This is a genomic window from Lapidilactobacillus wuchangensis (genome assembly GCF_003946645.1).
Taxonomy (GTDB): Bacteria; Bacillota; Bacilli; order Lactobacillales; family Lactobacillaceae; genus Lapidilactobacillus; species Lapidilactobacillus wuchangensis.
Genome location: NZ_RHOU01000006.1, coordinates 24577 through 41994 on the forward strand (window position 1 = coordinate 24577; position 17418 = coordinate 41994).

Genomic DNA, 17418 nt, shown 5'->3' on the forward strand with positions numbered 1-17418 from the left:
CTCGGCCCCCGCCTTTACTAAGAAGCTGGATTGAGCACCACCTTTTAGCCAAACCAGTCTACAGAAACTAACTGAATTTGAATGCACAACTTTGACAGCTATTAGTCCTAAGTTTTTTTATTGCAACCGATATTGGCTGACTAAAACCCAAAGACCTAACTTTACTAGTTTTATCTTTGCACTATCTCATCTAAAGATGGCCAACTAAACTGGGCAGCGACTCCGTGGAGGGGACTGGCGTCAGCCGCCAAATTCTTCTTGCCGCTTTAGCGGTTAGAAGAAGACCTGTATTTGAGATTGTTGCGTTAGCAATAAGCTTAAATCAGTGTCGGCAGCGTTCCACGCCAAAAGTCCCTGGAACGGAGTCGTCGCCAGCACAATTTCGTTTTAAAACTTTTTTGCAGCGTATTTAATAAACCGGACGTGTTTCGCCTTGCGTGTCAGCATCAGCAATGCCGACACTATCATTCTTCAAATAGTCAAAATCGGCAATGATCATCACAATCACATCAGCCATACTTTGCCGTGAACCAGAAACACCAAGATAAGGTTCATGGCGATGCGTAATCGTGTACTTGACTTCATCACGATCATTTAACCATGGGAAACGTAACGTGGTGTAATCTAAACCAGAGTTAGCCAACAATTGATCAGCTTTGATTGCTGCTGGTAATCCTGACTTAACCATTTGGTAATTCCAACGACCGTATTCACCAGGCACCTCATTATAAAGGCCGAGCAAGCTGGAAGCGACCACGCGTTGAACGCCATTAGCTTTCATGGCTTTAATGATATTCTTGGTCAAGACATTATCAGGGGTATGATCAACCAGCGCCAAATAAACGAGGTCTTGGCCTTTCATGGCAGTATTAACGGCATCATAATCTTGAATATCGCCATCAATCAAAGTTACCCGATCATCCGCAGCTAATTCATGCAAACGAATAGCTTGCCGTAAAAATAGCGTTAGATGGACATCCAGTTGTTCATTTAATAAGCGTTCTTCGACAATCCGAGCAATTTGCCCGTTGGCACCTAAAATCAAAATATTTTTCATTTTAAAAACTTCCTTTATCTTAATTTTTTAATCGTGCGAGACTCGCACCGAAAATTTGTTCAATGGTCACGGGATCGCGATGGTCGAAGAATTGACTTTCGTGACGATCAAGACCTGCAATCAAAGTCATTTCAGCCGCTGTTAATTTAAAATCAAAAACGTCGATATTCTCGGTAATTCGGGCGGGATGAACCGACTTAGGGATCACCACAATGCCACGCTGCAACAACCAACGTAGAATAACTTGACCAGTGGTTTTATGGTATTTCGCGGCAATGTCAGCCAGGACTTCATTGGTGAAAATATCATGCTTGCCTTCAGCAAATGGGGCCCAAGCTTCAACCGTCACTTGCTCCCGTTGGTTAAAATCAACCTCAGTCCCCTGTTGGTACCAAGGATTAACTTCAATTTGATTAACGGCCGGTTTAACCTCACTAGAAAGTATCAAATTCTGCAACTGGTCAGCGTAAAAATTCGAAACCCCAATCGCTCGGATTTTCCCCGCGTGATAAGCTTCTTCCAAAGCTCGCCAAGCACCAGCCACATCACCATAGGGTTGGTGGAGTAAATACAAATCTAAATAATCCGTTTGTAAATTCTTCAAAGAACGATCAATGGCAGCTTGAGCCCGCTGATAATTGGCATCAGCCACCCAAAGTTTCGAGGTGACAAATAGTTGTTGGCGATCAACACCGCTTTGTTTGATTGCCTGACCAACAGCCGTTTCATTTTGATAAGCGGCGGCCGTATCCAATAAGCGATAACCTGCTTGAATGGCCTCGACAACCGCAGTCCGACATTGTTCTAAATCGGTGATTTGAAAGACACCAAAGCCTAATTGGGGCATGGCTACACCGTTATTTAATTGAATTTCTTGCATTAACTTAACCTCACTACTTACTTGATGAATTCATTCTAACCCCAGTCGCATCGCTTGAAAATTACTAGATAAGCATGCTACTATACGTCTGATGTATACAAGGAGTTGAGGCCCATGATTGATAATTACTTACTGGAAGAATTGGTCACGTTTGCCAAGTATGGTACCTTGGCAGCAACGGCGGAACAACTAATGGTAACCCAGCCCACCGTGACTCGCGGCATGCAAAAGTTGGAAGAAGAATTAGGCGTCACGTTGTTTGTCCGGCAACCTAATCGCATTTCTTTAAGCAAAACCGGTCAATTTGCAGCAAAGGCAGCGCAAAAAGCGCTCGATCAAAATCAGCTTTTCATTGATGAGGTGCGTAAATATGAGCTTAATCAACGCGTCATCCAATTAGGAACGGTGGCCCCAGGACCGCGAATGGTTGTCAATAGTTTGAGATTAGCCAGCAATACCCGGCTTGAGCAACAGTTTATTGCACCAGAAGCTGTGGCGCCAAAGCTATTAAGCCATGACTACACCCTAATTATTACTAATCAAGAATTACAAACTGAGCAGATTGAAGCCCGATATTTAGGGAGTGAAAGTCTGTCAGTCAATTTGGATCAATTTACTTACCTCGCTAATCAACCAATGGTGACTTTTAAAGAGCTGAAGGGTCTGAGCTTCATAGTTTTGACTGATATTAGTCTGTGGCGTGATATTATCCAAGCCAATATTCCCCAGGCTAAATTTCTCTATCAAGCCCAAACGACTGCATTTACCGAAATCACTAAATATTCGAACTTTCCCTATTTCAGTACGAACTTATCTAAATTGGCCCCAGAAAATCATCCCGATGAAAATGATGACCGTGTGCGGATTCCAATTAGCGATCCAGCCGCAAAAATGGATTTTTACGCGGCTTATCTGCAACAAAATCGAAAAATAGTAGCACCCTTAATCAAACAACTTACTGCCGCTTGGCTTTAATTCAAGCAACGGCACTTTAACTTGCACCAGCAGTTTCTGAAGAAGATAAAAAAACTGCTAGTATTCGCGTTATACTGAATGGGTAATTCGTTAAACTAATTTTTACAACAATCAAAGGAGCAAACAAAATGAAATATGCAGAATTTGAAGGCGCGGGACAATTAACAATTAAAGATTATCCGCTGCCAAAAATTGAACAGCCCGACGATGTTATTTTGAAAGTTGTTCGTACTTGTGTCTGTGGCTCAGATCTTTGGGCTTATCGTGGTTTCGAAGAACAAGGTCCCGAAAATGATGGTCATGAAGCACTGGGAATCGTTCAAGCAGTCGGCGCTGAAATCACGACGGTCAAGCCTGGTGATTTCGTCATTGCGCCCTTTACGCATGGTTGTGGTCATTGTCGTGCTTGCCTAGCTGGTTTTGACGGCGATTGTCAAAATCACACGGATAATTTCAGCAATGGCTGCCAAGCCGAATACATTCGTTTCCAACATGGTCAATGGGCTTTGGTTAAGGTTCCCGGCCAACCAAGCGATTATTCTGAAGGCATGTTGAAATCCCTGCTGACCCTTGCTGATGTCATGGCAACTGGCTATCATGCTGCGCGGGTGGCCAATGTGCAACCAGGCGATTCTGTGATTGTCCTTGGTGACGGTGCTGTTGGACTTTGCGCAATTATTGCCGCCAAGCTTCGTGGTGCAACGCAAATTATTTCGACCAGTCGCCACCCAAGTCGGCAAGCTTTAGCCAGTGAATTTGGCGCCACCATCAATATTGCTGAACGTGGTGACGAAGGCATTAAAAAGCTCATTGCTGCTTCAAATGGTGGAGCTGACGCGGTGCTTGAATGTGTTGGTACTGAATTATCAACGAACGAATCCCTAAAGGTTGGCCGTCCTGGCGCCATTATTGGCCGCGTCGGTTTACCTCATGGTGACAAAATTGACCCCAGCGAAACTTTCGAACGAAACAATAGTCTCGCTGGTGGCCCCGCTTCAGTCACAACTTACGATAAAGCCTTATTATTAAAGGCCGTTCTCGATGGCAAAATCAATCCTGGTAAGGTCTTCGATGGCACCTTTACCCTTGACCAAATTGAAGAAGCTTATCAGGCCATGACTGATCGTCAGGTTATTAAGTCTTATATTGTTTTATAATTAATGCCAACTAGAGTGATATTTGCTTTGAATCCGAATTGGTTTTAGGCAGAATAGTGGACAACTCCGTTACGGCCGACGGAGTGTGGAACGGTGTGGGCATTGATTTGGGCTTATTGCTAGCGCAACAATCTCAAATACAAGCCTTATCCTAAGCGATAAATCGCCAAGGATAATTTCACGCCTGACACCCCGGCGGCCTCCACTGCGTTTTGAGTTAGTTTAGTCCACTTTAGATTTGATTGATGTTAAGGCAGTACAAGTGAAGTTAGATACCAATCACCGGTATAAACGAACAAAATTGAGCGTCACTATTTAGAAAAATAAACTGTGACAAATTAATAAGCCTATTTGACAAGTTTTCTGGGAATTAAACCAGAAACTGTCAAACAGGCTTTTTGGATACAGTTCAATTGTGATAACAATTTAAATCAAGTTGATTAGTCGCACTAGAATTGCCTTAAGCACACTGACAAAGATGAAGTGAACAAAATCAACTCCAGACGGAATGGAGGGATCTTGTCGTCAGCCGCCAAATTTGTCTTGCCGCTTTTAGCGGTTAGACAAAGGCTCGTATTTGAAACAATTTGGTCTTTAATTGGTTCAAATCGATGCCGGCAGCGTTCCATGACAAGCAGCCCGGAATGCAGTCAGAACTAATTCTGTTGCAACACTTTTATCAAGCGATAAAACTTCACCTAAAATCTGCTAATCTTTGTCAGCAGGTTCTTTAGCAACGACTTCATATTCCTGCTCAATATTATGGGCCACATAATTGAAAGCCTTCATCATTTCCCGTCGCGTCAAAATACCTTGAAAAACATTTTGCTCATCAACGACTGGCAAGAAAGGATTATCTACTAATAAATGTAAGGTCAAATCCATATCATCAGTCACTTTAATCGTATCAAATTCCGTTTGCATCACGTCTTGCACAGTCATTTCCGCAATCGGATCAAAACTTAATTCCTCTAAGCCTAACATTGATTCCGTAATCATCGGCATAGTCAGTAAACCAGTTAAATGTGAATCAGTATCTAATACCGGAATTTTAGAATAACGCACTTTGGTTAATAGCATAAAGGCATGGGTCAGTGGATTAGTTGCTTGCAAGGTGGCAACGCGATCGGCCGGAATCAAAAAGCCGGTTTGTTTTTTTAGTAACATTTCTTCAATCGATTTGGCAATCATTTAGCAAAAATTCCTTTCTGTTTCCATACTTTTTATTATGACACAGATTGCTTGTCGTGCCATTAACAAGTATAATATTTATCTGTATTTTAATTTTGGAGGAAGAAAATGACTTATTCGTTATTAACGCGGTTAGCCGCGGAATTCATTGGAACGGCCATCATGGTAATTCTTGGTAATGGGGCCGTCGCCAATGTTGATTTAACTGGTACTAAAGGTGAACATGGTGGCTGGGTTTTAATTTCATTAGGATACGGTTCTGGCGTAATGATTCCTGCACTTATTTTCGGTGGTATTTCCGGAAACCATATCAACCCTGCCTTCACAATTGGTTTGGCCGCTAATGGTTTGTTCCCCTGGTCAGAAGTGCTCCCTTATATTTGTGCCCAAATGTTAGGTGCCTTCATTGGCCAAGCCATTGTCGTTTTGATTTACAAGCCCCATTACGACATGACGACCAATCCGCAACATATTTTAGGGACGTTCTCAACGATCGATGCTACTTCTAGTCGTTTCAACGGTTTCGCCAACGAATTTGTTGGTACTTTTATTTTAATTTTCTCAGCGCTGGGCATTACTAAGGCGCCATTTTTCCACAACGATTTGGGCACGGCTCATTTAGCACTTGGTTTCCTAGTGATGACTTTAGTTGCCTCATTAGGTGGCCCAACTGGACCAGCCCTGAATCCGGCTCGTGATTTAGCACCTCGGATTTTACACAGCTTACTGCCCTTGAAAAATAAAGGCAGTTCAGATTGGCGTTATTCTTGGGTACCGGTGGTTGCACCAATTTGCGCCGGTATTCTCGCCGCGTTAACCTATAAGTCAGTCTTCATGTAAACCATTAATTTAAGCTTACAAAAAAGCAACTCAGAAAGCAATTCTCTGGTTGCTTTTTATTTTGGCTAAAATAGTGACATCCTTTCAAAAATACGTAAAGCCTTTCTATTTTCACCAAAAAACTACTCAATCAATTTTGATATGTTGGTAAAACAGAACTCGTTCTGACTGCATTGCGGGCTTGCTGGTTGTGGAACGCGGCCGACACTGATTGAAGCCTTTTTGCAAAAGTCTTCAATGCAGGTCTTATTGTAAGTGCTAAAGCACTAACAATAATTTGGCGGCTGACAACCACGCCCTCCATTTCGTCTGGAGTTAAAGTGGTACATTTAAGAATTATTAGTGCTTAAGACAGTCGTAGTGGGATTCAATAACTCATTTAATCAGTAGTAATAGTTGAACAGTAACAAAAAACGGCGTAACAACTCAATTGTCAGTCGAGATTGTCACACTGACTTTTTTTACCACCACATTCTGGTTCGGCCAAGTAGTGGTGATCAGTTTTGTTAATTTAGTCCAGGCAGGGGCCCAGCGATTGGCGTCAATGGTGAAATTATTCTTGCCGCTTCAGCGGTTAGAATAAGGCTTGTATTTGAGATTGTTGCGCTAGCAATAAGCTCAAATCAACGCCCACCATGTTCCACGCCCTCTTAATCGCTGGGCCCCTGCCGTTCTCAACTAGGGAACGACTTAACTCAATTAATTGCTTGAAGGAAATGCTAATAAAACTGTAAAGTATTCAACGGCCAATAGCGCATTTTAACTGTGCCAATGATTCGATTCTGTTTAATGAAGCCGATCCGTCGACTATCACGGGAAATCGGGCGATTATCGCCGAGGACAAAATAACTGTTAGCTGGCACCTGATCGACGCCAAGCTTTTCTTTTAAAGTAAAGTCCTCCGTAAAGGCACTCCCGGTCAAATAACGCTGCAAATACGGCTCTGGTGTTAAGTGGCCATTGATGTAAAGCCGATCTTGATTCATTTGCACGCGATCACCTGGCAAACCAATCACCCGCTTTATATATAACGTGCCCGGATCATTAGGTGCATCAAAAATAATGACACTACCATGAATAATTTTTCCGTGACGGTAGGTCAGCACTTGATCACCGTCACGAAAATTCTGGGCCATGGAAATGCCAGAAACAACATCTGTCGAAATTAAACGATGCAAAATAAACTGGGTGCACAAAAACAAAATCACCATGCTGGCCATCAATTGTAGCCACCAACGCCAAGTGATGCTGTCATCGATCTGAGATGTTAATTGTTTCGCCATGATTATTAACCCCTAAAATACCGTTAGTTTTGTAGTCGACCGGTCACACCACATCTATTTGTGTATTACTAATCATTATAATCATAGTATACCACTAATTGCTCAATTCATTGCAATCATTTTAACGGCTAATTTTAGTGATTCATGACTTTCAACTAATTTTCCCCATAAAAAAAGCGCTGACTTCCGCTAAAGAAATCAGTGCTCACTAAGCTCATTCAATTAATTAACGTTTGAATTCAAAGGCTAAGTCACTGACTGGCGTTAAATCGCGCGTATAGTACTGTACCTTGATGTTTTCAGGTGTGGTAGTCACAATGGCATAGGTGCCACCTAAAACGGCCCAGTGACCTCGAGGTTGGCTAATTGAACCAGGATTTAAAAACAAACAGCCCGCCGCCATTTCACAGGCCAATTGATGACTGTGACCATAAAAAGCTAAGGTGGCGCCAGCTTCTTGGGCCGCCAACTGCATTTTCGTCAAATCATAATTAATGCCCAGACGATGACCGTGCGCAATAAAAACGGTCTCGTCACCAATCTTCTCAGTTAAACTAGCCGGAAATTGTTGATCAAAGTCCATATTACCACCAACAATTAAAAACTTGCTGCGTAAATCCGCATCATAAGCCAACTCAGAATCACCACAATGGATCAATGCGTCAACATTGTTTTGATAGTGGTGAACTAATTTTTCAAGAATTTTTTGATCGCCGTGATTATCACTGACCACTAGAAACTTCATTTTACCTGCTCCTGTTCTTGCCACCATTGCTGCCAAACGGGTAATAAGTTCTTAATAGCAGCGCCACGATGACTGTATCGATTTTTCTCTGCGGGATTCATTTCTGCAAAAGTCTTCGCTAATTCTGGTAAATAGAACAATGGATCATAACCAAACCCATCATCCCCGCGTGGCACACTGAGAATTTGTCCCAGAACATCACCAGAAATCACTAAATCAGCAGTTGGTCGCTCTGGCCAGGCCAAAACCAAGGTGGTATGGAAATTGGCAGTCCGTTGCTCTGGTGGTAGGCCACCAAGTTCAGCTAAAAGCCGGGCATTGTTGGCAGCATCATTATGATCACCAGCATAGCGGGCAGACCGAATTCCAGGAGCACCATGTAAATAAGCTACTTCCAAGCCAGAATCATCGGCTAAAACCGGTTGTTTTAATAAGGCCGCAAAATGATCCGCTTTTAAGCGCGCGTTTTCTTCAAAAGTATGACCAGTTTCCCGGACTTGTGGTAAATCAGTGAAATCATTTAAAGTTTTGATTTGCCAACCGGCTGCCGCAAATACCGCTTTAAATTCTCGGGCCTTACCTAAATTATTAGTGGCAATGACTAATTCGTGCTTCATTACTTCGACTCCTTCACATTGACTTGTTGTGCCTGGATATCATTGAGACCTAACCAATCCCCAGCAATTTGATCGAACATTTCTGGTGAAGCCGTGGTATAAAACGAGGTTTGTCGCGGTCCTTCGAGATGATGGTTCGCAATTTCAAAGTAATCCAATAAAACCGACACTTCTGACACAGCTTCAGCGCCAGAATCAATTAAAGTGACTTTTGGTCCCATAAAATCTTGAATTAAGGGCCGCAACAATGGATAGTGCGTACAACCAAGGATCAACGTATCAATTTGAGTTTGTTTCAATGGTGCCAATGTTTCAGCCACAATTTTGCGAGCTAACTCGCCTTGATACTGATTACTTTCCACAAGCGGTACAAATTTCGGTGCGGCCAAGCTCACCACATCCAGATCAGGGTCCCGTAATTTGATTGCTTTCTCATAAGCATTGGAGGCAATCGTGCCTTCTGTGGCGATGACCCCAATCTGACCATTTTGCGTGGCCTTAATTGCTGCCCGCGTCCCTGGTAAAATCACGCCGACAACGGGAATTTGTAAATGTGGTTTGATCACCTCTAAGGCCTCAGCTGTGGCCGTGTTACAAGCAAACACCAGCATTTTAATCTGCTTCTTTAATAAAAAGTTGGTCAATTGCCAAGTAAATTCCTGCACCTGACTAGCTGGCCGTGGTCCATAAGGCAAACGCGCTTGATCACCAATAAATACAATATCTTCTTGGGGCAACTGCCGCAGTGCTTCTTTGACAACAGTTAAACCACCCACACCTGAATCTAAAAAACCAATTGGTTGCTTTGCCATAATTATCCCTTCAAATCTTGAATTAAACTATATTGTCGCTTTTTTAGCGACTAATTTCAAGTGGCACCCTGTAAAAATCCCTGTCAAAACAGAATTGGGTCCGACGCCATTGCGGGCTTGCTGGTTGTGGAACGCGGCCGGCATTGATTTGAGCTTATTGCTAGCGCAACAATCTCAAATACAAGCCTTGTTCTAAGTGGCACAGCCACTAAGAACAATTTGGCGGCTGACAACCACGCCCTCCATTCCGTCTGGAGCTGAGTTGGTGCACTTCATCTTTGTTAGTGTTTAAGGCTGTGATAGCATGATTAAGTGATTCAATTCAATCAGTATTAATAGTTGAACAGTAGCAAAAAATCGGTGCGACAGTTCTATTCTTCAGTAGAGATTGTCACGCTATTTTGTTACCACCACCTCATCAAATTAGGGAAGACTTGATACCCTCTAAATCGCTGGGCCCCTGCCGCTCTCAACTAAGGAGCGGCCAAGTTAGTTACGATTCATTCGAAAACTTTCTTCTAACAATCTTACCAAATAGTTCAATAGTTTCCTTTGTCAGACCGCCATAAAACCAGTATAATAGTGGATAGCTTGGAGGATGAACAATGAACTGGGAACAATTACAACAACAACTTGTTAAAGATCCAACTGCTTTTCAAAATGAATTCAGTCGGGAAATTGTTTTACCTTTATTACTAGGTCAAGACACTGCTGACTTAACTTACTGGTTAGGTAAAGAGATTGCCCGCCGCTTTCCTTTAGGTACTTGGTCTGACCTACAACAATTCTTTACCGTCGTTAATTGGGGTCGTTTAGAATTGACCCAACAGAAGAAAGCCACGACCACTTTGAAGTTAACTGGCGCGATTGTTGAGCAACGTTTAGCCAATCCTAAGAATACTGGGTTTAATTTAGAGGGCGGCTTTTTGGCGCAGTCATTACAGCAGCAATTAGGTTTCTTAACCGAGGCGGCTTATGAAGTCGATAAACGTCATCAACAGATTAATTTCACTTTGAAAACCGATCCCCACGATCCAACTGATGATAAGGTGACCGATTTTCTAAAATTTCAAGACCCAACAACGACCGAATAACCACGAAATTAAAAAAGAGTCACTCAACTGCGAAGTTGAGTGGCCCTTTTTTTAAATGCTTATTTGTATTTAGCCAATGTTTCTTGAAGTTGCTCTTTGCTGTGATAGCCAACTAATTTATCAACAACTTCGCCGTCTTTTTTGATGATCAAAGTTGGAATTGCCATAATTCCAAATGATTGAGGTGTTTGTGGGTTTTCATCCACATCCATCTTCGTAAATTTAACTGTCTTGTCTTCGTTCTCCAAAGCCTCGACCACAGGTGATTGCATCCGACATGGACCACACCAAGTTGCCCAGAAGTCAGTTAAAACAACACCATGATCAGTTTCTTGCGCGAAAGTTTTATCAGTAATTGCTTTTACCATTTGATTGCCTCCATTCATGACTACTTTATAATGATAATCAGCCTGATGCAGAAAAGCAATCTTTTTGCTTACTAATAATAACCTTATTATTTCATTGGAAATTAAACGTTATTAGCAACAACTGAAAAAACACTAACCAGCGATCAATGAAAATGGCTACCATTAGATTGCCTTGTCGCACTTATTAGACTTGCTGACTTAATCACGTCGATTTTGAGCAGCACCGCCCTGACCTAATCGTAACTAACGGCGTACAAAACCAGCTGCTAAAACTTTTTTCGGCTTAAATTCAGGAGAAAAGGCGCTTCGCTGAGCTTATTTTTTCGGCCCACTTATCGTATAATTTTTGCTGCTGCCTTTACTTGATGTGGAAAATTCAGTTAATGACTGCTAACGGAGGAGAAAAATGAAGCAACCGCAAAAGAAGAAGCCAATTTATCAACAACTTTGGCTTTGGTTATTAATACTCGCTTTTATTATTGCTGGGGCCTGGAATAGTCAAAGGCCGAAAAAAAGCGCCGACAGCTCGCAACCTAAATCAACGCTGATGGCAAAAAAAAAGCCCGTCAAGAAAGAATTTGGAAAAATCGGCGATTCAATCACGGTCGACAAAGTTACCTACACCTTGAATTCGCTCAATAAAAGTGATGAGCGCAACCTGTTTGACGACACGCAACCTAAGAATGTTATTTTAGTTAAGTATACAGTTAAAAATAACACTGATAAAGAACTGCTAGTTGGTTCAGACATTAATATTTATGGCCCTGACGGCAAGAAGTTACATAGCTATGCCAGTGGGCAAACACTGGACACAATTGCAGTCGGAAAATCGATCGATGCTTATCATCATTTTGGTACGGAAAACCTTGGTAATTTCGAACTACAATTCGCGCCAACTTTCAGCTTAGCTAAGCCTGGTAAATTTAAAGTTAATCTACAATAATTACCAAAAAAGACAGTTAATTAGCGTCTGGCTAATTGAACTGTCTTTTTTTTAATTTTCATTTACTTAAAGAAAACAATCGTGGCGCCGTTACCACCAGCCGAAGCCGGTGCATACTCAAAACGTTTAACCCGCCGATTCTGTTTCAAATAATCTTGAACACCTTGGCGAATTGCACCCGTCCCTTTCCCATGAACAATTGTAACGGACTCATAGCCAGCTAGTAATGCGGAGTCAATGTAACGATCGAGGTTAGCCAAAGCTTCCTCATAACGTTGGCCGCGCAAGTCCAATTGCGTAGCGACATGATGATCACTACCACGAACCGTGACGACTTGCCGACTTGGTTCTGATTGTTTGGGTTTAAGTTTCTCTAATTCGCGTTCTGGCAATTTCATTTTAATAATCCCCATTTGGACTTCAAACTCATGGGCATTAAATTTCTGAGTGACGACCCCAACTTGGCCATAGGAAAGCACCCGGACATCATCACCAACTTGAATCTCTTGTTGCCGTTTAGCTTTTTGTAAAACCCGATTTTTCTTTAAATTATGATCTTGATGTAAACTATTCAACTGACTTTTAGCAGCGATCAGCTTGTCTTCTTTAATACCAGAGCCACCTTGGAGCCGTAATTGTCGCAATTCATCGATAATTTCGGCGGCTTTTTTCTGGGCTTGATCGACTAAATCATTGGCCTTATCTTGGGCCGCTGCTAAGCGTTGCTCTTTCGTCTGATTAAATTCTTGCCAAGCTGAATCCAGTTCTTGATGTAACTTGGTGGCAGCCTGTAATTCCTCTTGCAAATCTTGATCAGTTTGCTCAGTTTGTTTACGTTGCTGTTCCAAACTACTGATCATATTATTTAAATCTTGGCTAGCGCCGTTCATTAGGCCCTTAGCTGCTTCAACAATGGCATCAGGCATTCCTAGTCGCCGTGAAATGTCAAAGGCGTTAGAACGGCCCGGAACCCCAATTAACAGCCGATAAGTTGGCTTTAGCGTATTCACATCAAATTCCATACTGGCATTAATTGTATCTGGTCGTTCATAACCATAGACTTTCAATTCCGGATAATGGGTTGACGCCACAACATAAGCACCAGTACCACCAAGATAATCCAAAATAGCAATGGCTAAACTAGCCCCTTCTTGTGGGTCAGTCCCGGCACCTAATTCATCGAGCAAGACCAGATCCTGATCATTTACTTGATCAAGCATACCAATAATATTTTCCATGTGGGCGGAGAAAGTACTCAAGTTCTGTTCAATCGATTGTTCATCACCAATATCAGCGAAGACTTCGCGGAAAATACCAACGCGACTTTCTTCCCGAGCTGGAATAAACAAGCCTGATTGTGCCATTAACTGAATCAAGCCCAGGGTCTTCAAAGTAATTGTTTTACCACCAGTATTAGGACCGGTGACCACAATTGTCTTGTAATCAGCGCCAATGGCAATATCATTACTAACAACTTTCTTCGCATTTAAAAGTGGATGCCGCGCTTGCAACAAATTAACGTGATTTTCTGAGTCAATCAAGGGCTCAGTTGCTCGCAATTGGGCAGCATAGTGTGCTTTCGCATCAATGAAATCAAATTGCCCTAAAAGATATTCATTGCTTTTTAATTCGTTGGTATAAGGGGCTAATTCAGCTGATAATTCCGCCAAAATGCGTTCAATTTCTTGCTTCTCAGCTAATTGAACTTGACGCAATTTATTATTCATTTCCAAAACACTTTGTGGTTCAACGTAAACTGTTTGCCCACTAGCACTTTGATCATGGATAATCCCGCCGAACTGGCTGCGATATTCAGAACGAACAGGAATAACATAACGTTCATCACGAATCGTCACGATTGGCTCACTTAAATATTTTGCCTGACTACCACGCGTGTAGCCATCCATTCGCGCCCGAATTTGGCTTTCTTGACCGTGCATTGTTTTGCGCAAATCCTGCAAACGGCCTGAAGCGGTATCCAAAACGGTGCCGTCTGATTCTAACGAACGCCGCAACAATTGGCTTTGTGTAGGCAGACTGACTAAATTAGCTGCCAATGCTGGTAAAGCTCTTAATTCAATATCTTCATCTAAATCACGGAAGAAATTGATCACGGCATTCGTCGCTTGCAAACTGCGACTAATCGCGGCCAACTCCTGGCCATTTAAACTGGCACCGATTTCCAGTCGCCGAACTGGCGCATCCAAATTAATTAATTGCGCAATGGGTAAGCCGCCCTTTAAACGCAAGATATCAGCGCCATCTTTAGTTTGGTCTAACCATAATTGCACCGTTTTGGCATCATGACTAGGCGCCAGACCATTCAGCGTTTGTTCGCCCATCTCCGTGCGGAGAAACGGCCGAATTTGTTGTTTAATTTTGTTAAACTCGAGTATTCTTAATACACGTTCATTCATTTAATTGTCACCACAATTCTTCTAATCTATTTCATTGCTAAAGGTTCACTAAACAGTGCTAGCACCAACCGCGGTGTTAATGGCAGTCAGTGCTAACAATGAATTCAATTGACAAAATTACGCAGCCACGATCCAAATTTGCGTCGCCCAATGAGTCAAAAATGGTGTATAACGCACGATTAAAGTTGCAATCCAAGAATTACTTAACATACTTTGAATGCCAGTTACGGGAATTAAAGCCGTTAAATAAAGTAAGAAAAATAACGCAATATAAGTATTGACGAAGGCCAAAAAAATGCCACCAGCCAAACTAACATGCCGATCAATTGGGTAATAAGCCAAATTATTCAAGAAAATCATAACGAAATGAGTCAGGAGCCAACCTAACAGTAAAATAATCATAAATGCACAGCCCCGATAAAAAGCAGTATCCAAACCAAGCCCAACCTCTGTCGAGAAGAAGGCAAAATGGCTATCTAATGAAGCTGATGGATAAGGAATCAGCAAGGTCAACTTACTGCTCAGGCCTAGATAAAAAATCCTGGCAAAAATCAATGTCAGGAGAAAACCAATGGTATAGGCACCTTCCAGCAAAATTCCCCGTCGCGCCCCAACGTATAAATTATAGGCAAAAATCAAAATAATTAAAAAACTTAGCATATTTTCCTCGTTGAAATTAGTCTATCGCATTATTTCTTGCGACGTTTTTGCTTGAGTTCTTCATGAGCAACTTGCTTGGCTGTTAAATTAAAAGCCAACAAAATTGCCGCATCCTCGCTACTCAAAAGTTGATCATGTTGCTTAATTTCTTTTAATTGCTGACTCACCTGAGCCGTCACGCGATCCAAAAAATCAACTGACCCTGGACCAACAATCTGATACTCACGATGATTAATGATGGCCTTATAGGCCCGATTCTGCTTCGTCATAGTCCACTCAATCACCATTTCTATAAACTCTATTACATTTTATCACTAAACAGACATTCCACCAAATCAGATTAGAGTGTGAGGGGCGACGCACTTTTGGCGTAGCCTAATTTCGATAATTTGATTGGGCGAGAATTCGACCGAGCAAATTATCAAATTAGGCATAGCCATTTGGCACCCCGAACACGTTTCAGCTCTTTCCAAATAACAAACAAAAACAAAACCCAAAAACATTTGTACTGGTTTTAAAACAGAATTGAGTCTGACTCTGTTCCGGGCTGCTTGGCGTGGAACGCGGCCGACGTTGATTTGAGCTTATTGCTACGCAACAATCTCAAATACAAGTCTTATTGTAAGTGCTAAAGCACTAACAATAATTTGGCGGCCGACGCCAAGATCCCTACACGCCGTCTGGAGCTGAGGTGGTTCATTACACAGTTGTTAGTGAGTAAGTCACTGCTAGTGGGACAAACCAATTAAATGTCAATCATTGTCACTTCTGAATACTAGTTAAAATTAGCCTTACGGACAGTTTTCGCTTAAGCTAAACAAATTGTTGAGCAGACTTAGCTGCTATCAGAGTATGATTTTCTAAATTGTACTGTACTTAATTTTCTTAGTTTCATCCAGTGGCTGCAAGGCAATCGGCATCTAGTAAGACTGGTATTGCCACGATATCAAACAAATATTGAGTGGGCACCCCTAGCTCAAAACGCAGTGGAGGCCGCCGGGTTGTCAGCCGCCAAATTATCCTTGGCGCTTTAGCGCTTAGGATAAGGGTTGTATTTGAGATTGTTGCGTTAGCAATAAGCTCAAATCAATCCCGGCCGCGTTCCACAACCCAACCGCCGCAACGGAGTTGTCCGCTATTCTGCCTAAAACCAGATCGACTTCAAATCGCTGGGTCCCTGCCGTTTTCAGCTAAGGAGCGTCACAAAGGTTTACCAGTACCATGATCATTAAAAAAAGATTCGGCTCTTCACCGAATCTTTCTCTAAACCATCTTAAACTATTACTTCAATGACAACAATTAATTATTTAAATTCTCGTCATTTAAGAAGACATCAAGGACACCTTGAACCATATCCCATTCAGCGTCATCTTCGATTGGTTGTAATTCGCCATCAGTCGCGTCACCGTTCTCATTAGGTGTGTAAGCAAATGGATAAATATCCGTTTCCTCATCTTCAGCGGCATCAGCAGGAATCAACAAGACGTAAGACCGATTAAAGTCCTCAGAATCAAAAGTGAACAACACTTCATATAATTCTTCGTTACCTTGATCATCAACTAAAGTCACTTGACGATTATCTTCGTCAAAGTTACTGAAGTCAGTAATATTTTGATTGTCTGACATAAATCCTCCTATTTTTGTTGCGTCAAAGGACCATGAGCGTCCAAATAGTTTTGTAAAATAACCACACTGGCCAACTTATCAATCACTTGTTTACGTTTCTTTCGTGAAACATCACCAGCAATCAAAACACGTTCAGCCTGAACGGTGGTCAAACGTTCATCTTCATAGTCAACTGGTAACCCAAATTTATGGGCCACGCGATCACCATAGGCACGACTACGAGCAACTCTGGGGCCACTAGTATTATTCATATTTTTCGGCAAACCTAACACAAAACCGGTGACTCGATATTCCTCAACCAACTTCTTCAGCCGTTTCATGCCGAAGTTCTCGTTGGCTTCATCAATCGCAATAATCTCCACGCCTTGAGCGGTCCAACCTAATTCATCACTAATTGCTACGCCGACTGTTTTCGAGCCAACGTCTAGTCCCATTAAGCGCATCTTATCGTTCCTTATTCAAATATTTACGTACCAATTCTTCAATGATCTCGTCACGTTCATGCTTCAGAATCAAATTACGCGCATCATTATGGCGAGGAATGTAAGCTGGATCACCGGAAAGCAAATAACCGACGATTTGATTGATCGGATTATATCCCTTTTCTTCGAGGGCTTGATAAACACTTTCTAAGGTATCTTTCACATTTTTTGATTCATTTTCATTAAAAGAAAAGGACATTGTCTTATCCAATTCACTCATGACTGTCACCTCACTCTAAACAAAATCATACCTGAAATCGCTTGAAAATAC

General features: G+C 42.1%; 20 protein-coding genes and 1 pseudogene. 6 read left to right on the plus strand and 15 right to left on the minus strand.

Features of this window, described 5'->3' with window-relative positions; all coding sequences use genetic code 11:
• Positions 1-409 precede the first annotated feature (409 nt).
• Together EKM82_RS06355 and EKM82_RS06360 are read right to left on the minus strand one after the other, a co-directional pair.
• Positions 410-1057, minus strand: a complete 648-nt coding sequence (locus EKM82_RS06355) for an NAD(P)H-binding protein (protein ID WP_125767466.1) — start codon at positions 1055-1057, stop codon at positions 410-412.
• 19 nt (positions 1058-1076) lie between these two features.
• A complete protein-coding gene (locus tag EKM82_RS06360) occupies positions 1077-1937 on the minus strand; it encodes an aldo/keto reductase (protein WP_125767467.1) in 861 nt (286 codons plus the stop codon).
• 114 nt (positions 1938-2051) lie between these two features.
• Between EKM82_RS06360 and EKM82_RS06365 the strand changes: the two genes are divergently transcribed.
• The 3 genes from EKM82_RS06365 (at position 2052) to EKM82_RS11410 (ending at position 4729) form a co-directional block, all read left to right on the plus strand.
• Positions 2052-2912 (plus strand): LysR family transcriptional regulator, encoded by an 861-nt coding sequence (locus tag EKM82_RS06365; RefSeq protein WP_125767468.1) that lies wholly within the window; start codon positions 2052-2054, stop codon positions 2910-2912.
• Positions 2913-3040: 128 nt separating this feature from the next.
• On the plus strand, positions 3041-4069 hold the full coding sequence (locus tag EKM82_RS06370) for an alcohol dehydrogenase catalytic domain-containing protein (RefSeq protein WP_125767469.1): 1029 nt from the start codon (positions 3041-3043) through the stop codon (positions 4067-4069).
• A 519-nt stretch (positions 4070-4588) separates the two neighbouring features.
• Positions 4589-4729 carry a hypothetical protein gene (locus tag EKM82_RS11410; protein WP_164508146.1) on the plus strand — a complete coding sequence of 47 codons (141 nt, stop codon included), beginning with the start codon at positions 4589-4591 and terminating at the stop codon, positions 4727-4729.
• A gap of 48 nt (positions 4730-4777) precedes the next feature.
• On the opposite strand, the gene cbpB is transcribed toward EKM82_RS11410, so the two are convergent.
• Positions 4778-5236, minus strand: coding sequence for a cyclic-di-AMP-binding protein CbpB (gene cbpB / locus EKM82_RS06375; protein ID WP_318531086.1), 459 nt, complete (start codon positions 5234-5236; stop codon positions 4778-4780).
• A 132-nt stretch (positions 5237-5368) separates the two neighbouring features.
• On the opposite strand from cbpB, the gene EKM82_RS06380 reads away from it, so the two are divergent.
• Entirely contained in the window at positions 5369-6100 is a 732-nt protein-coding gene (locus tag EKM82_RS06380) for an MIP/aquaporin family protein (RefSeq protein ID WP_125767471.1), read from the plus strand.
• Positions 6101-6230: 130 nt separating this feature from the next.
• On the opposite strand, the gene EKM82_RS11415 is transcribed toward EKM82_RS06380, so the two are convergent.
• The 5 genes and pseudogenes from EKM82_RS11415 to EKM82_RS11420 form a co-directional block, all read right to left on the minus strand.
• Positions 6231-6404 (minus strand): hypothetical protein, encoded by a 174-nt coding sequence (locus EKM82_RS11415; RefSeq protein WP_164508147.1) that lies wholly within the window; start codon positions 6402-6404, stop codon positions 6231-6233.
• Positions 6405-6819: 415 nt separating this feature from the next.
• Positions 6820-7383 carry a signal peptidase I gene (lepB, locus tag EKM82_RS06385; protein ID WP_125767472.1) on the minus strand — a complete coding sequence of 188 codons (564 nt, stop codon included), beginning with the start codon at positions 7381-7383 and terminating at the stop codon, positions 6820-6822.
• Positions 7384-7609: 226 nt separating this feature from the next.
• Positions 7610-8128, minus strand: coding sequence for a metallophosphoesterase (locus tag EKM82_RS06390; protein WP_125767473.1), 519 nt, complete (start codon positions 8126-8128; stop codon positions 7610-7612).
• Positions 8125-9557, minus strand: a pseudogene (gene racE, locus EKM82_RS11800) (glutamate racemase). Before racE ends, EKM82_RS06390 begins: the two are co-directional and overlap by 4 nt.
• 83 nt (positions 9558-9640) lie before the next feature.
• Positions 9641-9790, minus strand: a complete 150-nt coding sequence (locus EKM82_RS11420) for a hypothetical protein (protein ID WP_164508148.1) — start codon at positions 9788-9790, stop codon at positions 9641-9643.
• A gap of 372 nt (positions 9791-10162) precedes the next feature.
• On the opposite strand from EKM82_RS11420, the gene EKM82_RS06405 reads away from it, so the two are divergent.
• Positions 10163-10651, plus strand: coding sequence for a DUF2507 domain-containing protein (locus tag EKM82_RS06405; protein ID WP_125767476.1), 489 nt, complete (start codon positions 10163-10165; stop codon positions 10649-10651).
• A gap of 59 nt (positions 10652-10710) precedes the next feature.
• Here EKM82_RS06405 and trxA read toward each other — a convergent pair whose 3' ends face one another.
• Positions 10711-11019, minus strand: a complete 309-nt coding sequence (gene trxA, locus EKM82_RS06410) for a thioredoxin (RefSeq protein ID WP_125767477.1) — start codon at positions 11017-11019, stop codon at positions 10711-10713.
• Between the two features lie 406 nt (positions 11020-11425).
• Between trxA and EKM82_RS06415 the strand changes: the two genes are divergently transcribed.
• The gene (locus EKM82_RS06415) at positions 11426-11962 is read left to right on the plus strand and encodes a DUF4352 domain-containing protein (RefSeq protein ID WP_125767478.1); all 537 of its coding nucleotides are present in this window, start codon (positions 11426-11428) and stop codon (positions 11960-11962) included.
• Positions 11963-12024: 62 nt separating this feature from the next.
• Here EKM82_RS06415 and EKM82_RS06420 read toward each other — a convergent pair whose 3' ends face one another.
• The 6 genes from EKM82_RS06420 to EKM82_RS06445 all read right to left on the minus strand — a co-directional run bounded on the left by EKM82_RS06420 (position 12025) and on the right by EKM82_RS06445 (position 17367).
• On the minus strand, positions 12025-14379 hold the full coding sequence (locus EKM82_RS06420; protein WP_125767479.1) for an endonuclease MutS2: 2355 nt from the start codon (positions 14377-14379) through the stop codon (positions 12025-12027).
• 117 nt (positions 14380-14496) lie between these two features.
• The gene (locus EKM82_RS06425) at positions 14497-15039 is read right to left on the minus strand and encodes a CvpA family protein (RefSeq protein ID WP_125767480.1); all 543 of its coding nucleotides are present in this window, start codon (positions 15037-15039) and stop codon (positions 14497-14499) included.
• 29 nt (positions 15040-15068) lie between these two features.
• A complete protein-coding gene (zapA, locus tag EKM82_RS06430) occupies positions 15069-15308 on the minus strand; it encodes a cell division protein ZapA (protein ID WP_164508149.1) in 240 nt (79 codons plus the stop codon).
• A 1030-nt stretch (positions 15309-16338) separates the two neighbouring features.
• Positions 16339-16665 carry a DUF1292 domain-containing protein gene (locus EKM82_RS06435; RefSeq protein WP_125651028.1) on the minus strand — a complete coding sequence of 109 codons (327 nt, stop codon included), beginning with the start codon at positions 16663-16665 and terminating at the stop codon, positions 16339-16341.
• 8 nt (positions 16666-16673) lie between these two features.
• Complete coding sequence (ruvX, locus tag EKM82_RS06440; protein WP_125767482.1) at positions 16674-17108, minus strand: Holliday junction resolvase RuvX; 435 nt, start codon at positions 17106-17108, stop codon at positions 16674-16676.
• Between the two features lies 1 nt (position 17109).
• Positions 17110-17367 (minus strand): IreB family regulatory phosphoprotein, encoded by a 258-nt coding sequence (locus tag EKM82_RS06445; RefSeq protein WP_125651024.1) that lies wholly within the window; start codon positions 17365-17367, stop codon positions 17110-17112.
• Between the last annotated feature and the right edge of the window lie 51 nt (positions 17368-17418).

What these genes read in the sequence shown, in the direction of transcription:
- EKM82_RS06355 (WP_125767466.1), bottom strand. Translation starts at nt 1,057, where the DNA reads ATGAAAAATATTTTGATTTTAGGTGCCAACGGGCAAATTGCTCGGATT.
- EKM82_RS06360 (WP_125767467.1), bottom strand. Translation starts at nt 1,937, where the DNA reads ATGCAAGAAATTCAATTAAATAACGGTGTAGCCATGCCCCAATTAGGC.
- EKM82_RS06365 (WP_125767468.1), top strand. Translation starts at nt 2,052, where the DNA reads ATGATTGATAATTACTTACTGGAAGAATTGGTCACGTTTGCCAAGTAT.
- EKM82_RS06370 (WP_125767469.1), top strand. Translation starts at nt 3,041, where the DNA reads ATGAAATATGCAGAATTTGAAGGCGCGGGACAATTAACAATTAAAGAT.
- cbpB (WP_318531086.1), bottom strand. Translation starts at nt 5,236, where the DNA reads ATGTTACTAAAAAAACAAACCGGCTTTTTGATTCCGGCCGATCGCGTT.
- EKM82_RS06380 (WP_125767471.1), top strand. Translation starts at nt 5,369, where the DNA reads ATGACTTATTCGTTATTAACGCGGTTAGCCGCGGAATTCATTGGAACG.
- EKM82_RS11415 (WP_164508147.1), bottom strand. Translation starts at nt 6,404, where the DNA reads ATGGAGGGCGTGGTTGTCAGCCGCCAAATTATTGTTAGTGCTTTAGCA.
- lepB (WP_125767472.1), bottom strand. Translation starts at nt 7,383, where the DNA reads ATGGCGAAACAATTAACATCTCAGATCGATGACAGCATCACTTGGCGT.
- EKM82_RS06390 (WP_125767473.1), bottom strand. Translation starts at nt 8,128, where the DNA reads ATGAAGTTTCTAGTGGTCAGTGATAATCACGGCGATCAAAAAATTCTT.
- EKM82_RS06405 (WP_125767476.1), top strand. Translation starts at nt 10,163, where the DNA reads ATGAACTGGGAACAATTACAACAACAACTTGTTAAAGATCCAACTGCT.
- trxA (WP_125767477.1), bottom strand. Translation starts at nt 11,019, where the DNA reads ATGGTAAAAGCAATTACTGATAAAACTTTCGCGCAAGAAACTGATCAT.
- EKM82_RS06415 (WP_125767478.1), top strand. Translation starts at nt 11,426, where the DNA reads ATGAAGCAACCGCAAAAGAAGAAGCCAATTTATCAACAACTTTGGCTT.
- EKM82_RS06420 (WP_125767479.1), bottom strand. Translation starts at nt 14,379, where the DNA reads ATGAATGAACGTGTATTAAGAATACTCGAGTTTAACAAAATTAAACAA.
- EKM82_RS06425 (WP_125767480.1), bottom strand. Translation starts at nt 15,039, where the DNA reads ATGCTAAGTTTTTTAATTATTTTGATTTTTGCCTATAATTTATACGTT.
- zapA (WP_164508149.1), bottom strand. Translation starts at nt 15,308, where the DNA reads ATGACGAAGCAGAATCGGGCCTATAAGGCCATCATTAATCATCGTGAG.
- EKM82_RS06435 (WP_125651028.1), bottom strand. Translation starts at nt 16,665, where the DNA reads ATGTCAGACAATCAAAATATTACTGACTTCAGTAACTTTGACGAAGAT.
- ruvX (WP_125767482.1), bottom strand. Translation starts at nt 17,108, where the DNA reads ATGCGCTTAATGGGACTAGACGTTGGCTCGAAAACAGTCGGCGTAGCA.
- EKM82_RS06445 (WP_125651024.1), bottom strand. Translation starts at nt 17,367, where the DNA reads ATGAGTGAATTGGATAAGACAATGTCCTTTTCTTTTAATGAAAATGAA.